Source organism: Microbulbifer litoralis (assembly GCF_023634065.1).
Taxonomy (GTDB): domain Bacteria; phylum Pseudomonadota; class Gammaproteobacteria; order Pseudomonadales; family Cellvibrionaceae; genus Microbulbifer; species Microbulbifer litoralis.
Genome location: NZ_JALKCV010000002.1, coordinates 63,800 through 79,183 on the forward strand (window position 1 = coordinate 63,800; position 15,384 = coordinate 79,183).

Here is a 15,384-nt window from a genome sequence, read left to right on the forward strand (position 1 = left end):
GGGAATAGGCCCCACCATGTTTTCCGAGTCCCGTAGTTTCAACTCACTTTCAAAAACCGCAGCAACCTGTTGTCACAGTAATTCTGCGTATCCAGCACCAGCCGCTCCTGCATCAGTTGCAGCTGGTGGGTAAAGAACATGATCACGATACTGATCACCAGCGCCACGAAGGTGGAGTTGAAGGCCACGCCCAGGCTGACGGTGACCCCAGCGATATCGCCCTCCACTGCCTTGTGGGCCTGGGACAGGGCCTCGCCGATGCCGCGTACGGTGCCGATAAAACCGATCGACGGAATTGCCCAGGTGATATAGCGCACCATCGCCAACTCGCTGTCGAGGCGGTCGCCCTCGGTCTCGCAGACTTCTTTCACCGAATTGGAAGTGGCGGCGACATTGCGGGTGGAGCCGAAGCGTTGCAGTGCCGTCAGCAGCGCGCGCGGCAGCAGGTAACTTCGCTCCTCTTCCGGCAGTGCCTGGATCGGCCGCGACAGGTCGCGGGCGTCTTCCGGCAGCACCGGCGTGCCCTCGCTCACGTTCAGCAGGGCGCGGTCGAGCAGCTGGCGCTCGCGCACGCTGCGGCGCGCCTTCATGCCCATGATGGCCATGGCCCAAAGCATCAGGACGAAACAGGCCTCCTGTTCGTAGTCGCGCATGACGATATACAGCGAGCGCTGCTGTACGTAGGTTTCACCGGCGGCTTCGCGCGCCAGTTGCTCTTCGATCAGCGCGTCCGCATTGGGCCGGATGATCGCCACATAGACGGCGTGGACCAGGATGACGGCGCCGAGTAGCGCAAACAGCTGGAACAGGAAATCGGAGGATTTGAATTTCATAGTCGTGCTCGCTCTAATCCGGAAAGCACACCGCCGCTGGCGGTGCCCGGAAACAGTCGTTGTTGTCTGCCGTTTTCATCTTTCAGATATCGACCGGGTAGGAAACCGACAGGTCTTCGGAGATTTCTTCCGAGGCCTCGTAGTCGTCCGCATCGGTCGCGTCTTTTTCACGCTCTGCGTCGGCTTTCGCCTGGGCCACTTTTACCGCTTCCGCCGGTTTGTCGCTCTCTTTCTCTTCACCGTCCTTTTCCTGCGCTGCGGCGGCAAGCGATAGCAGCGCGGTACCAAGCAGCGCCAGTAGCCATAGTCTGGTCGAGTGTTGCATCAGTGCTCTCCTGTATTCACCGGCACGGCCCGCAGTCCCGGATCAATTCACCCACCGTGCCACGCGGAAGCCCACGTCGTTGCGCGGCTCGGCACCGTAGTCGCGGAAGGACAGGCGCAGTTCCGTCAGTCCGGCGTGCCGCCAGCTGGAACCGCGAATCACGTGATAATCGCCGTCCTGCGGGCCCACCGGGTTTTCCTCGCGGCGCATCGACAGGCCGGTGCCGATGGTGTAGAGGTCGTGGATCCATTCCGAGACATTGCCGCCCAGGTCGTACAGCCCCAGGTTGTTGGCACTGTAGTTGGCGACCGGAGCGGTGGCGGCGTAGCGGTCGCTGTAGGTGCGCAGTACCGCCGGCACCAGTTGCGCGGCATTGTTGTCGGCGTAGTTGCCGGAGTCCTTGCGCACCGGCAGTTCGTCGCCCCAGGGGAATTTGCGCATGTCGCCGTCCCGGAAACGCGCGGCCCAGGCCCACTCGGCCTCCGTCGGCAGGCGGTAGCCGTCGGCGGCGCCATCAAAGCCGGTGACGCGACCGCGCTCGGTGCGATAGACCGGGTTGAGCCCGTCGCGCTCGCTGAGCCAGTTGCAGAAGAGCGCGGCATCGGTCCAGCTGATGTTGACCACCGGCAGGTTGTCGTTGTCCAGGCTGACGCCGTTGACGTGGCTGGAACTGTGCATGCGCTTGAAGCGGCGGAATTCGCGGTTGGTCACTTCGGTGACGCCGATATAGAAGGGCCGGTTGAGGTAGATCTGCCGCATCACCTCGTTGGCGCGGCGCCCCTGTTCGCGGCGCGACGAGCCCATGGTGAATTTGGCATCGGGGCGCATCAGTTTCATGCGGCCGCCGGCGGGGTGGGTGATGTCCGCCGGCACATTGCTCCAGCGGGCCTCCTCCGCGGTCAGCAGTACCGCGCGGATGTTCTGCTCCAGCTTGGCGCTGGGGACCACGGTGGTGCGGTAGTCCTCGTAGCCCTGCAGGCGCACCAGGATTTCGTGGCTGCGGGTGGGCAGGTTGAAGGTCTCGCCGGCAGTGCCGGCCAGCTCGCCGTCGATATAGACGCGGGCATTCTGGGGGCTGCTGGTAATGCGCACGCGACCGAAGACGGCGTTCAGGTCGATATCCAGGTTGCGCTCGGTTCCGGCCGCCAGCTCCACCGTGCGTTCCACCGAGGCGAAGCCGTCCTTGAAAAAGCGCAGTTGGTGCTGCGCGCCGGAGGCGAGTTCCAGTTCCAGCGGCGTGCGGCCGCGGAATTCGCCATCGACGGTCACGCTGGCGCCGGTCGGGGTGCTCACCACCTGCAGCAGGCCGTCGGCGGGGCCCAGGTCCACCGGTGCCAGCCGCTGGTCGACGCCGGCGGTGACGGCCACGGGAATCTCCGCGGTTTTGTGGGCGGGCAGGGATATTTCCACAGTGCGGTCCCCCTGGATCAGCTCGGCTTCCAGCGGGGTTTTGCCCAACACGTCGCCCGCCACGGTCACGGTGGCGCCGGGCGGGTTGCTGCTGATATGGATATTGGCCCAGGCCGGGCGCAGCTGGGCCTCGATGCGCTGGGTATTGTCCAGGCCCTCGACTTCCACCTCCTGGGTGAACGGCAGGTAGCGGTCGGTGAGCACGGTGATGCGTTTGTGCCCGGCCGGTACATCCTTCACCAGCCCCCGTTCACTGGCAACGGCCTCGCCGTCGATCTCGATGCGCACCGGTACCGCGGGGTCGGTGACCACCTGCAGGTGGCCCGGCAGTTTTTCCAGTTTGACCGAGTGGCGGCTGTGTCCATCGCTGGAAACCTCCACCTCGCCGTTTTTGGGCAGGTAGCCGTCGGCGCTGATGGTATAGCTGTAGGATCCGGGCAGCACCAGGTGGCCGTCGCCCAGTGGCAGGGCGAGGCCGCTGACGCTGACATCGGCATCGGCCGGTTGGGTTTCGAAGATCAGGGAGCGGGCGACCAGAAGGTAGACCAGTGCCAGGGTGCCGAGCAGCAGGCAGCCGGCGACGGCGAGCGCCCGCGGGGACAGCAGCAGCTTTCTGCCGCCGGTCTGCAATTCTACCGGCGTAAAGCCAACGGGCTCGATGACTGAGAAATCGTCGTCGGCGGAGCTGCCGCCGCGAACGGGTACCGCTTCCTTCGCTGTCATTTATGATTTCCTGTTACTGCCGCACTTATCGATTTATCGCGTTGGCAGGAGGGCCGGGGTTCCCTGTGCCCTACTGCAGGGAATCGCCGAAGCGCTCTTCCCTGGTGCAGTACAGCTTAGTCCGCAACCGCTCGCTGCATGGACCCGGCGACACCGTTTGGCATGAAAATAATCTTTTCACGCTTACTGTAATGGTGTTTTCGTCCGGATTCACCTTTTGCGAAAAACCGTATTTTTTGGATCGACCAGCGGGCCGGCAGTTCGGGGATTCAACTATTATTGGCACCGTTTATTTTTTCGGCACACCGGATCACGACAGTCGGCGGTTCCTCCCCCGGGGCGACGGTAAATTCGCGCCGCACGTCGCGGTAGCCGGCGCGTGTGCCCACCGCGGTGTAGCGTCCGGGTTTCAGGGTGATCTCGCGCTCGGCAAAGTTGCCCAGCCGGCCCACGTGGTAGATGGTGACATGGGTGCTGCTGTCCGACTGCAGTACCACCGGCAGCGGGATCAGCGCCTGGGTGAGGGCGGTTTCCAGGGCCTCGATCTGTTGCTGCAGCCGCTCTGTTTCGGCGCTGCTTTCACTGATTTTGCGCGCATCGGTGAGCACGCCGCGGGCATACTGGTTGCGCTTGCTGGCGCCCAGGCTGAGGGGGTCGTCCAGCAGTTCCTTCAACTGGTCGTCCAGTTGGGCACGGGCCCCGGCGCGCGCCTTGCCGGTAATGGCGGAGACCAGGCTGCCGTCCTTTTCCAGCAGTGTGGAATAGCTTTTTACCGCACCGTGCCAGTCCTCGGATTGCTCCTGTTGCCGCGCGCGGGCGAACAGCCGGTCGATTCTGGACTGTTTGGCGCCGTTGCGGGCCTGCTGCAGGCCCACGTCCGGGTCCGCGGCTTCGGGTTTCAGTTTGCCGGCGCGCAGGAAGGCTTTTTCAGCGGCGGTAAAGTCCCGCTCGGCGATGGCGGCGTAGCCCGCGGACATGGCCTCGCTGTAGTCCCGTTCGTTGATCGCTGCCAGCACCTGCGGCAGTAATTCCTTGGCCGGGCGCGTCTCCGGGTCCACCTCGAGAGACTGGCGCAGGCCGCTGCGGGCCGCATCCAGGTCGCCGTCGGCGAAGGCCTGCCTGGCGGTGGTGAAGTGTTGCCACGCCTCCGGCAGTTTCTCTGCACGCGCCTTCCCTTTGACGCCGCGCGGGTGGTCCTCGGAAATGGTCAGTACCAGGTCGAAGGCGGTGTGGGCCGCCTCGGCATCGCCGCGGTCGAGCGCCTCATTGCCGGCGGCAATATGTTTTTCCAGGCGCGCCGGAATGCTGTCGCGGAGTTGCTGGAATGCGGCGAGGGATTCGCGGTATTTGTCCAGCGCGCGCTTGAACTGGCGCTGGCGGTAGATATCGTCCGCGGTCTCGGCCATGGATTTGGCCGCGGCGAAATCCTCCGCCGCCCAGGCTTCGATATCCCTTTCCTCCAGTTCCTCCTGCAGTATCAGGATATCCTGCAGCACATTCTGCACTGCGCGGCGCTGCTGGGCGATTTCCGCATCGCTGTAGGGGGACGCCTCGATTTTTTTTGCGGCCGGTTGCTGTCCGGTGCCGGCGTCGTTGTCCGCGGTCGCGGGCTGCACCCTGGGCCCGGGTTTTTCCACCATCTGCGGCAGCAACCAGAAGACGCCCAGGATGCCGGTGAAAAGCAGCGCGCCGATAGCGATGGTGGGCCAGCGGGAGCGGTCGCCGCTATCCTGCGCCGCCGCGCGCGGCGCCGGCTGGTGCTGTGTGGATTCGGCCGCACTGTCGCGGCCGAAGCTGAAGTCGGCCGGCTGGATGGCGTCGTCGTCGGAGGACGGATCGCGGTGTTGCATGGTGAGTCCGCTATTGCTGTTTTATTCGTCGGGTTCCGCGGCGTGGGCGCGGCGGTGGCCGCGCCCACTTCTTCGCGGTTGTCGGTTCAGATCTGTTCTTCCAGACCGCCGGTTTCGGCTTCGTAGATTTCCTTCAGCAGTTCCCGCCACTGGCGATACTGGTTTTCCACCGAGCCGGTCAGGGTCACGGTGCGATCCTCCAGCTCGACGATGCGTGGCTCAACCTCGGCCTGCATGGAGTCGCCCAGCTCCTGCAGCGCCTCGATATGCATCTTGGCTTCGCTGCGGCGGTCGAAGCCGCTCTTGATCAGGTAGCCGCCCCCGGCGATGCCCACCTGGCCCGCGGCGCGGGCGCTGCCGGCACCGGCGCCAGCGGCGGCGATACCGCCGATGATGGCCGCGGCACCCATGATGGTGTGGTTGCGGGCCTTGCGCTTCAGCTCGCGCATCTGTTTCACCTCTTCGTAACTCATGGCGCGCCACTCCTGGTAGGGCGTTTCCATGGATTTGACGAAGGTGCCGTAGTAGCCCTGCAGGGTATCGACGAACAGGTAGTCGCGTTCGCGGATTCTGCGTACCCGCTGCAGCATGGGATCGTTTTCCGCCGGCAGCGCATTCAGCTTGTAGAGGCCGTCTTCGGTTTTGCTGAGGTAGCGGCCGAAGGCGTCGGGGGAGAAGTTCTGTGCAAACCTCAGTTCCGAAATGGTTCGCAGCTCGGCGATGTATTCATCCGACAGCTGCTGGCGGTAGACCAGCATGTCGTTGGCGACGCGGTTGTAGATACCCTGGAAGGCGTCGCCTTTGGTGGGGTGCTTGCGGTCGTAGGCGTAGTGCGAGGCCTGCTCGGTGTACTGCTTGGTAAACCAGCGCTGGCCGCGCGAGTCGGTGACGGTGACATCCACGGTCAGGGTTTCGCCGTCCGACTGCACGATACGGCCGGTAACGGTGACATCGATATTGGTGCGCTCGCTGGGAATCACCCGCACTGCGCCCCAGCCCTGGCTGGATTGCAGGGATTCCGCCAGGGTGACGGCGATGTAGCGGGATTCCGCCTGTCGCAGTTCGGGAAATACCAGTTGCTCCTCGTCGACCTCGGCGGTATCCAGGCCGGGGTTGAACTGCACCACGCCCACGTCCAGCAGGCGGCTTTCCGGAATGGTCGCGTCCTCGACGGTGAGGGGGGTAAAGGCGGTGGTGCGCACATCGGTCGTGGTACAGGCACCGAGTGCGAACACTGCCAGCAGCGGCAGCGCACGCAGCAGCCTGCCGCCGGGACCGGAGATGGAAAAAAACATGCCGATAGCCTCCGCTGTCAATTCTGCGCTTTCTTGTATTTCCGATACTCTTCCCAGAGCTTTTCACGCAACTCGGGGTCCGATTCGCGCATTGCGGCCTCGCGGATCTGCCGCGCCACCACATCGTCGTCGTCGCCCTGGGGAATGTCCGCGGGGACCACCGGTGTGGTACCCGTGTGGTTGTACTCGCCCTTGCGCCCCTTGGTGGGCATGCCCGGGCCGGTGGCCTGGCCGCTGGAGTTGTTCTGTTCCGGACCGCCGCCCTCGCCGCCACCGCCGGGCGGTGCGGGGATTTCCGCTTCCGCGGATTCGATCAGGTCTTCGAGGGACTCCCCGGGCGGCGGTGCCTCCTCGCCGTCGGCGCCCTGGTCCTCGGCGGAGGCGGGGCGATTGCGCACATAATCGCGCTCGCGCAGGATCATGCCGTCGTAGCTGGCCATGGTGGAGTCGAATTCGCCCTCCAGTTCCGCCACGCGCTCCGCCGACGATGCCGGGGCCTCGTTGGGCGCGCCGCCACTCTGCGAGGCCGGGCCGCCGGCACTGGAGCGCGCACCGCCCGCCGCCGAGGGCTGCCCGCCGGCGGAGGCGCTGCTGGCCGAGGCGGCGCTGTCGGAGGCGGAGGCACTGCTGGATGCGGCGCTGCTGCTCGAGGAAGCGCTGCTGGAACTGCTGGGGCTCGAGGAACTGGAGGAGGCGCTGCTGGATGACGCTGTCTGTTCCTCTTCCGAGAAGTCGACCTCGTCCGGCGGTTCGCCCTCGCTGTCAGTGGACGGATCCGGCGGCATGCGGCTCTCCTGCGGGCGCTGGTCGGACTCGTTGTACACCGGCGAGGAGCGCTCGCCGCGCGCGGTCGGGTCGGGCATGCTGTCGCCGGCGGAACGGCTCCGCCGGGAGGAGGACTGCTCGCCGCTGCGGGAGGCGGTGGTGTCGCTGCTGCTGGATTCGCTGCCGGAGTTGATGGTGGGCATGCTGGAACTCGGCTGGCTGCTGCTGGTGCTGCCGGGCATGCCCTGGCTCGGCTGGCTCGACGAACTGCTGGACGGCATACTGCTGCTGGCCGTCTGCGACTGGCTCTGGCTGCTGCTCGGGGAGCTGCTGGAAGAGCTCGATTGCGATTGCGACTGGGATTGAGATTGGGAGGACGAGCTGGACGAGGATTGCGACTGCGACGGCTGCGCCGGCGGCTGTTGCTGGGTCTGCTGGCTCTTGCAACCGGCGACAACGGCGCCGAGCACCATCACCGACGCCAGGGTCCGCCATCTGGCATTCCTGCGAAAATCCTCGGGTACCGCTTTCCATAGTGACATTTTATCTCTCCTGAAGCGCCCGGGGCGCTGTCGGACATGAGCGATTTCTGCGACACAGGCCGGGGGGTGCCCGGCCTGTGGGGCAGCGGCTGAAAAGCGGCCGCTGCTACTGGGTTGTCTGGAGTTGGACAGCGCTCGTTATACGGGGTTTGGCCGCTGTCGCCAGTCGGGCGCGAGAATCCCGCTCATTGCGGTCCCCGGAGGCGCCCTGTCGTCGATATCATCAGTCGAAAACGAACCTCTGTACAATACCCGTGGTTTCCACCGGCTCGCCATTGACGAAGCGCGGGCGAAATTTCGCGCGCTTCAACACATTGCGCACCCGCGAGCGGATGCCGACGTTGTCGTCCGGCCTGGCGTGCAGTATCTCGATATTGCGCGCCTTGCCGAAGGCTGTCACATCGTAGGACACAGTCACGTAGGATTCCTCCAGCGCGGTTTTGTCCTCGTCCAGCATCGGCAGCGCGGGCAGTGCCGCCGGGCGGCCGAAAATATCCTCGATCTCCCGGTTGGTGGCGCCGTTGTCCCACAGTGCCTGGTAGGCCTCACCGTAGGTTTCCCGGGCCGAGTGCCACTTGTTGAACATCATGTACCAGTCGCCCAGTTCCACTTTGGCCTTGGCCGAGGCCGCCGGCGGCGACTGCGGGTTCTGCTGGTAGACATCGACAATACGCGCGATGGCTTTCTTGCCGGTGCTGAAGCTGTTCATGCGGTAGTGATCCAGTTTGGAGCGCCGCTGGGCGTCCATATTACCGCCGCCGAAGCTGGTGTTGACCACCACCGCCGGCTGCGGCTCGCCGTCGTAGGTGGCCAAATAGTAGTTGGTGGCCTTGAGGCCGCGCAGGGCCTCCACCAGGCGCAGGTCATTGGCGCCGAAGTTCTGGGTGATGATATCCACCGCCAGCTCGTAGAGATTGGTGGCACTGATCAGGTGCTCGAACAGGGTGGCGCCTTTCTCCTCGACGTAGGCCTGCAGATGCCAGCGGCTCAGATCGTTGATGACCGGCAGCATGCGCGGGTCCTTCTCGCCGAAATTGCGCGCGTGCAGCCAGTAGAGATACTCCTGGTTGTCGTTGGCATCTTCCCACTGGCTGAGCGCAATCTGGCTTTCGATCATACGCTCGATCATGGGCGTCTGGTTCAGGGAGTAGAGGCCCTCGTTGACCCGGGTGATCAACATGGCGCGGCGGAACTCGCTGATGGCCTGTTCGTGGGCGCCCACTTCCTGCAGGGCCGTTGCCAGGCCCAGCAGCTCTTCGTCGATACCGGCGCCATAGGCGCCTCTTTCCGCTTCCAGTTCCTCAATGCGTTCCCGGTATTGGTCGACCACTTCGCTGGGTCGCAATTGACGCCGCCGGGGCTCGGCTGTTTTCAGTGGTTTTGAGGCGGCCTCTATGAAGGCGGGCGGAGGGGCGCTGGGATCGGTAATGATTGCGGCGCCATCTTCCGCGTAGGTGTTGCCACACAGCAGAGCTGTGGCTGTAAACATCAAGCCGATAGCAAGGGTGCTGCTGAAATCTGTCTGTGTCACGGTTGAACCACTTCTGTTCCATGTTGTGCTTCACCCGGTTCTGCGCACGGCGCAGAACTGCGGGCACGGATTCCGCTCGGGCCCGCGGGCCGTGCGGATTCTCTCTCCCTGAAGTGTGGTTCTCTCTTGTTCCCTGACTGTGCCCGGAGTGTTTTTTCCGGTGCCCGGTGGTGGGTCCTGGCGCCGCCACCTGCAATAACGCGCCCGGGCCCGCTTCGGGGCTTTCGCGGCTGCGTATCTCTGAGTATAGCTAACCGGTTTATACACCCGTCCAAGGTGGCGGTTAATCCACCCGCCTTGCGCTGGCATTGTGTCCGGTCGCAAATCGGTTGCTCTGTCCTGAAGAGCTTGGACCCCTGACGCGCTGGCCGTTAGTGGAATATTAGGAAACAGGCGTCAGAATTTTTGTGTACTGGTTATTGAATCGAGACTCCTGTACAGATTTTGTGCGCATCGATCCCCGGCGCCTACGCTGGTGGCGGCCCAATCGCGGCAAGCGGGCGCCAGACTGACCGCTGGCGAGATTATTGTCCTAATTTAAGAGGCCATACCTGTGGCACTGTGCGTAAAATCGGACCCTGATGGGCCGTATATTTGGATTGCTGGCGGGCAAGCGCCATAATCAGCGCATCGGAATGACAGGAGAGAGTCGGTGAGCATTTACATTGACCCCGCCGTGGCCACCAGCCTGCGCGGATTCGAGATGCCCGAGAAGCTGGGCTTTGGCAAGGTGATGGCGCCGGTGATGTTCCGGGCCGTGTGCCAGGACGGCTGCTGGAGCCCCGGCCAGTTGGTGCCGTATGCGCCGCTGGCGTTGGACCCGGCGGCGAAGGTACTGCACTACGCGCAGTCCTGTTTTGAGGGTATGAAGGCCTACCGCATGCAGGGCGGCGGCGTGGGGCTGTTCCGGCCCGAGCGCAATGCGGCGCGCATGGCGCATTCGGCCGAACGGCTGTGCATGCCGGCGGTGCCCGAGTCCCTGTTCATGGACGGTGTGCGCGCAGTGACCGCTTACTGCGCCAACCTGGTGCCGGCCAACAGCGGCGAGTCCCTCTACCTGCGCCCCTTCCTGATGGGCACCCAGCCGGATCTCTCGGTGTCCGCCAGCAGTTCCTACGAGTTCTACGTGATTGCCAGCCCGTCCGAGGCCTATCACCCCGGCAACATGCGCCTGTGGGTGGAGCGGGAGGACTCCCGCGCGGCCCTCGGTGGTACCGGCGACAGCAAGGTCGGTGGCAACTACGCCGCCTCGCTGCAGAGTATTGCGCGGCTGAAGGCGCGGGGCTACGACCAGTCCCTGTGGCTGAACCCGGGCAACCGGCGCACGGTGGATGAACTCTCCGGGATGAATTTCTTCGCCGTGATCAATGGCGAGTTGCACACACCGGCCCTGAACGGCTCCATTCTCGAGGGGGTTACCCGGGATTCGCTGATCGACCTGGCGCGGGAGCTGGACTACCCGGTGCGGGAGCGGGAGATCGATATCGACGAGCTGCTGGAACTGGTGCAGTCCGGCCGCTGCGAAGAGGCCTTTGCCTGCGGCACCGCGGCGATTGTCAGCCCGATCAGCGTCTTCGGCGACGGCGAGCGCGAGTACACACCGGCACAGGCCCCGGGACCGGTGGCGCAGCGGTTGCGCGCGGCGCTGCTGGATATCCAGGAAGGGCGCGCCGGGGACCCGTTCGGCTGGATGCAGGCCGTTGAGGTGGCCGACCCCAGCGAGCGGTAATCCATGCATAGCGATGGGGGCGCCCCCATCGCCAGTTCGCACCACGTCGAGTTGATCGGTATCAGTACTGCCCGCCGACTGTTTCCAGCAGAAACGCATATGTAATCTTTTCCGCCAAAGCGCCGGGAGCCGTTGACTTGGGCGACCGCAGTGCTACAAATGGGCTGGAAACAAGAATAAATGCTGGAACTCTGGGAATGGCCTCTGGGCAGTATTCCTCACTTTGACGAGCAGTATCCAGATCAATTTGAGCAGCTAGGTCCTCTCTCGGGGTTCCTCACAATCGTGAGTGAGGAGAATCGGGATGTTGAGCCATATGTACGGACTGCTGGTACAGCCGCGCAGGCAGTGGCAGCATATTGGCGGGTTGCCTGAAAAGGCGCTGCGCCGCCAGGTCCCCTATGTGATCGTACTGGCGCTGTTGCCGGCGCTGGCCTGGTATTTCGGCACCACGCAAGTGGGCTGGAGTATCGGTGGCGAACAGCGGCGCATCACCAGCGACAGCGCCCTGTCCCTGGTGGCGGTGTTCTACTGCACCATGGTGCTGGCGGTCATTGCCGTCGGCTATTTCATTCACTGGATGGCAAAAACCTACGGCGCCCGCAGCTACCCGATGAAGGGTATGGTGATCGCCGGTTTTACCGCCACGCCCATCTTTATCGCCGGGGTCGCCGGCCTCTACCCCCTGTTGTGGCTGGATATTCTGCTGGCGATGCTGGCGGTGGCCTACGCCGTCTACCTGCTCTACACCGGCATCCCGATCGTGATGGGGGTGTCGGAAGAGCGGGGTTTCCTGTTTGCCAGCGCGATCGTCACCGTATCGCTGGTGGTGGCAGTGCTGGTGATGGTGGGAACGGTGCTCTTCTGGAGTTACGTCGCCGCGCCGGTATTCCACTGAATATGGCGCCCGCAACGTAGCCGCCTTGATGCGTACGCTGCTCCGCTTTACCCATCCTGCGTAAACTGCACCGTAGCCCGGATGAAGCGCAGCGGAATCCGGGGCTGGTAGCCGCAACGCAACAGGGCCCGGGCTCCAGCTTTGCAGCGTGCCGGCCCTGCCATCACGGCGTATAGCGGTACACCAGCCGGTAACCATTCGCCAGCACCACTTGCCGGCTTTCGCGGCTGCCGCGATCCAGCTCGACCTTCAGCAGTGACCGTACCACCTGTTTCGGTTCGGTATCGATGCAGTGCATTTTCATCGCCTCGATATTCCTGTCCGCACTGATCACCGCGTGTTCAACAATCTGCAGCGACAGCCGCTCGCCGTCGGCGCGAACCTGGTAGCCGGGGCCGCTGGCCAGCGGCAGGCTGTACCTGATTGCGCCCCAGGGGCCGTCGCAGCGGATGGCCTTGTATTCCCGCGGAGGCGCTTCCCCGCGGATGACGCCGGAGTCGAATGACTCGAATGTTTCGCCGAGTTCCCGGCTGGCCGAGTAGCGGGCGCCGTTTGCCGTGACGATTTCAAGCTCCAGGGTTTCCGTTGCCATCGCGTTGCCGCACAGGAAAACGGAGACAAGCGGGATCAGGTGGCGGGCTTTCATGGTGCTGGCGGTTGGTGAATATCCGGACACAGCAGAGACAGTACAGGGCCCCGATTCCCCCGGCAAGCCGCTCAAATGTGTCCCGGAATGACCAGTGGCGCCGCCTTGCTGGCCCCGGGGCGATTGGATACTATCGAATGCGCCGAAGGCAGCCATTTTCTGCGCGCCCAAGTTGGTACAAGCGTACACATTTGTGGTTGAGCAGTTCCGGGCGCGGGTGGCTGCCGTGCGAAATAACTCGAATAAAAGGAATAACTCATGAAGACCGCAGCCTATATCGGCGTGGCGCTCGCCGCAGTGCTGGCCGCCGCCTGCTCCCGGGACTCGGGCAGTGATGGCGCCCCTCAAGACACCACCGAGGCCTCCGCCTCAGCCGATTTCCAGAAGAACCTGCTCAAGCAACTGATCTCCGCTGAGCCCGGGGATGTCATCGAACTGCCGGCGGGCGAATTCAGCCTCAACCGCAGCCTGTCGCTGAACGTCGATGGGGTGACCATTCGCGGCGCCGGCATGGACAAGACCATCCTGTCGTTCAAGGACCAGATCCAGGGGGCCGAGGGCCTGCTGGTCAACGCCAGTGACTTCACCATCGAAGACCTGGCAATCGAGGACACCATCGGCGACGCCCTGAAAGTGAACGAGGGCGAGAACATCATCATCCGCAATATCCGCGTCGAGTGGACCAACGGCCCGGAGACCGAGAACGGTGCCTACGGTATCTACCCGGTGCAGACCAAAAACACCCTGGTGGAGGGGACGGTGGCCATCGGTGCCTCCGACGCCGGTATCTACGTCGGCCAGTCGCGGAATGTGATCGTTCGCAACAACCGCGCCGAGTACAACGTGGCCGGTATCGAGATCGAAAACACCATCGGAGCCGACGTCTACGACAATGTGGCCACCAACAACACCGGCGGCATCCTGGTTTTCAATATGCCAAACCTGCCGCAGCCGGGGCACAGCACGCGCGTTTACAACAACCGGGTATTCGAGAACAACACCGACAACTTCGGCCACGAGGGCACACCGGTGGCCGCGGTGCCGGCGGGTTCCGGTGTGGTCATCAACTCCAACGACAACGTGGAGATCTTCGGCAACGAAATCGCCGACAACGATACCGCCAATGTGATCGTCAGCAGTTATTACATGGCCGGCTACTCCACCGACAAATCGACCCAGGAGAGCTTCGATCCCTACCCGGAGGGGATCTATATCTACGGCAACCAGTTCTCCGGCGGGGGCAGCTCCCCGGACCATATTGAACTGAAGGCACTGAAACTGGCCAAGTTCGGCCTCGGTGGCAGTCTCCCGGACGTGCTCTGGGACGGCGTGGTCAACCGCGACAAAATGGTGGATGGCAAACTGCCCGACTCATTGAAGTTGTGTATCGACAACGGCGATGCCGGCATCCTCAATGTGGATTTTCCCAACGACTTCAAGAATATCTCCACCGATATCGCGCCGCATCAATGCAGCCTGGAAAAGCTGCCGCAGATCGTGCTGGACTTCGACCAGCCGCAGCCCGAAGGTAAGGAAGAAAGTAACGTAGCAGCACTCGAGGCGGCCGATGCGTAAAATCTCCTGGGGCGCGGTGCTGGCCCCGGCAATCCTGGCACTGGGGCTCGCGGGATGCGATGCCCCCCGCGAGCAGGTGACGGTATTCGAGCGGGACGCCGTGCCGGCAAAACTCAGTGCCTGGCACCTGTTGGAAGTGATCGACGGCGAGCTGTCGCCGAATGCGGGCGTGACCCCCTACGACCTGAACACGGCGCTGTTTACCGATTACGCCCACAAACTGCGTACGGTGTGGATGCCGGCGGGCAGTTCGGCCCGCTACGGTAAGGAGGATTTCGACTACCCGGTGGGCACCGTCCTGAGCAAGACCTTCTACTACCCGAGAGGGGAAAACGGCGCGGTACTGCGCACGGACGATTACAGCAACGATTACGCAGCCGGCGGGGCCGGCCGCGCCCTGAACCTGAAGACGGTGCGGCTGGTGGAAACCCGCCTGCTGGTCCGGCGCGAAGAGGGATGGCAGGCGTTGCCCTACGTCTGGAACGATGCGCAGACCGAGGCCACGCTGGAAATTGCCGGCGACGCCAGCCGCATGCAACTGGTGGCGGAAAGCGGTGAAAGCCAACCGTTTACCTACGTGGTGCCGGATGCAAACCAGTGTGCCGGATGCCATGCCGACAATCACACCGCCAAAGCGGTACACCCACTGGGTCCGCGCGCGCGGCACCTGAATAAAGAGTACCGCTACGCAGAGGGCGTGCAGAACCAACTGGTGCACTGGCAACAGATCGGCTACCTGTCCGGCCTGCCGGAGTTCTCACAGATTCCGCGCAATGTGGATTATGCCGATACCAGCCAGCCACTGGCGGTGCGCGCGCGCTCCTATCTGGATATCAACTGCGGCCACTGCCACAACCCGTCCGGGGCTGCGGATACTTCGGGCCTGATGCTGTATCACAGCGAGCGGGACATGCGTCGGTTGGGCGTGTGCAAACCGCCGGTGGCGGCGGGTACCGGCAGCGGCAATCGCCGCTTTGCGATAGTGCCGGGTGCGCCGGGTCAATCGATCCTGAATTTCCGTGTGGAATCCACGGACCCCGGCGCCATGATGCCGGAACTCGGGCGCAGCCTGGTACACGAGGAGGGCACGGCGCTGTTGAGCGAGTGGGTCGCCTCTCTGTCGGGAAGCTGTTCCTGATATTTCAAGTTTCGGAGTTGAGAAGCCTTGAAAACAGGCGCAGAGCCGGGTGGCGTGGCCCTTTGCGGGACCTTATGAGACAGGGATGTCGATTAGAGCCTACAGGGAGGTACTTGCAGCGTGT

General features: G+C 63.7%; 13 protein-coding genes. 5 read left to right on the forward strand and 8 right to left on the reverse strand.

Features of this window, described 5'->3' with window-relative positions:
- Window positions 1-38 precede the first annotated feature (38 nt).
- From MWN76_RS03645 to MWN76_RS03670, 6 genes are all read right to left on the reverse strand, one after another.
- A complete protein-coding gene (locus MWN76_RS03645) occupies window positions 39-833 on the reverse strand; it encodes a MotA/TolQ/ExbB proton channel family protein (RefSeq protein ID WP_250459430.1) in 795 nt (264 codons plus the stop codon).
- 82 nt (window positions 834-915) lie between these two features.
- Window positions 916-1,158: a hypothetical protein gene (locus tag MWN76_RS03650; RefSeq protein ID WP_250459432.1), complete on the reverse strand. Its 243-nt coding sequence runs from the start codon at window positions 1,156-1,158 to the stop codon at window positions 916-918.
- Window positions 1,159-1,200: 42 nt separating this feature from the next.
- Entirely contained in the window at window positions 1,201-3,291 is a 2,091-nt protein-coding gene (locus MWN76_RS03655; protein ID WP_250459434.1) for a PEGA domain-containing protein, read from the reverse strand.
- 269 nt (window positions 3,292-3,560) lie between these two features.
- A complete protein-coding gene (locus tag MWN76_RS03660; RefSeq protein ID WP_250459436.1) occupies window positions 3,561-5,141 on the reverse strand; it encodes a tetratricopeptide repeat protein in 1,581 nt (526 codons plus the stop codon).
- A gap of 86 nt (window positions 5,142-5,227) precedes the next feature.
- A complete protein-coding gene (locus MWN76_RS03665) occupies window positions 5,228-6,436 on the reverse strand; it encodes a hypothetical protein (RefSeq protein ID WP_250459437.1) in 1,209 nt (402 codons plus the stop codon).
- A gap of 17 nt (window positions 6,437-6,453) precedes the next feature.
- Window positions 6,454-6,909: a hypothetical protein gene (locus MWN76_RS03670; protein WP_250459438.1), complete on the reverse strand. Its 456-nt coding sequence runs from the start codon at window positions 6,907-6,909 to the stop codon at window positions 6,454-6,456.
- Here MWN76_RS03670 and MWN76_RS03675 point away from each other — a divergent pair.
- Entirely contained in the window at window positions 6,875-7,567 is a 693-nt protein-coding gene (locus MWN76_RS03675) for a hypothetical protein (protein WP_250459439.1), read from the forward strand. The genes MWN76_RS03670 and MWN76_RS03675 overlap by 35 nt on opposite strands.
- Before the next feature lie 399 nt (window positions 7,568-7,966).
- Here MWN76_RS03675 and MWN76_RS03680 read toward each other — a convergent pair whose 3' ends face one another.
- Window positions 7,967-9,274, reverse strand: coding sequence for an energy transducer TonB (locus MWN76_RS03680; protein ID WP_250459440.1), 1,308 nt, complete (start codon window positions 9,272-9,274; stop codon window positions 7,967-7,969).
- Between the two features lie 652 nt (window positions 9,275-9,926).
- Here MWN76_RS03680 and MWN76_RS03685 point away from each other — a divergent pair.
- Both MWN76_RS03685 and MWN76_RS03690 read left to right on the forward strand, forming a co-directional pair.
- Window positions 9,927-11,003 (forward strand): branched-chain amino acid aminotransferase, encoded by a 1,077-nt coding sequence (locus MWN76_RS03685; protein ID WP_250459441.1) that lies wholly within the window; start codon window positions 9,927-9,929, stop codon window positions 11,001-11,003.
- Between the two features lie 304 nt (window positions 11,004-11,307).
- Complete coding sequence (locus MWN76_RS03690; RefSeq protein ID WP_250459442.1) at window positions 11,308-11,901, forward strand: Yip1 family protein; 594 nt, start codon at window positions 11,308-11,310, stop codon at window positions 11,899-11,901.
- Window positions 11,902-12,064: 163 nt separating this feature from the next.
- Here MWN76_RS03690 and MWN76_RS03695 read toward each other — a convergent pair whose 3' ends face one another.
- A complete protein-coding gene (locus MWN76_RS03695; protein ID WP_250459443.1) occupies window positions 12,065-12,547 on the reverse strand; it encodes a hypothetical protein in 483 nt (160 codons plus the stop codon).
- Window positions 12,548-12,805: 258 nt separating this feature from the next.
- Between MWN76_RS03695 and MWN76_RS03700 the strand changes: the two genes are divergently transcribed.
- Together MWN76_RS03700 and MWN76_RS03705 are read left to right on the forward strand one after the other, a co-directional pair.
- On the forward strand, window positions 12,806-14,122 hold the full coding sequence (locus MWN76_RS03700) for a parallel beta-helix domain-containing protein (protein WP_250459444.1): 1,317 nt from the start codon (window positions 12,806-12,808) through the stop codon (window positions 14,120-14,122).
- A complete protein-coding gene (locus tag MWN76_RS03705) occupies window positions 14,115-15,260 on the forward strand; it encodes an SO2930 family diheme c-type cytochrome (RefSeq protein ID WP_250459445.1) in 1,146 nt (381 codons plus the stop codon). The genes MWN76_RS03700 and MWN76_RS03705 overlap by 8 nt, the downstream gene beginning before the upstream one ends.
- Window positions 15,261-15,384: the final 124 nt, after the last annotated feature.